At 57.0% G+C, this 277-nt stretch carries 1 protein-coding gene; it reads right to left on the bottom strand.

The window, feature by feature from the left end:
• Positions 1 to 277 (bottom strand): SDR family NAD(P)-dependent oxidoreductase (locus SB765_RS29335; RefSeq protein ID WP_410932449.1); only part of this gene is annotated, 277 nt, incomplete at both ends.

Raw genomic sequence — 277 nt, 5'->3', positions numbered from 1 at the left:
GCTCTTCTTCACCAGATCCGTATCGACCCATGGTGGCGCGATCTCCTGAACAGACACGTTCGTGTCACGCAGCATGAAACGCTGTGACAGCGCGTACGAGTGCAGCGCTGCCTTGGAGGCGGAGTAGACGGCATTCGTCGCGATCGGCACATAGGCCAGGACCGATGTGTTATAGATGACGGTTGCACGCGGTCGATTCTTGAGGTGCCCGATAAGCATCGAGGTCATTCGCACCGGGCCAAGCAGATTAGTCTCGAGAATCTTGCGGGAAAGCTGA

Source organism: Pseudomonas sp. SIMBA_067 (genome assembly GCF_046534675.1).
GTDB lineage: Bacteria > Pseudomonadota > Gammaproteobacteria > Pseudomonadales > Pseudomonadaceae > Aquipseudomonas > Aquipseudomonas putida.
Note: the sequence above shows the minus strand (reverse complement) of the source record. Positions and strands in the feature narration are given on the sequence as shown.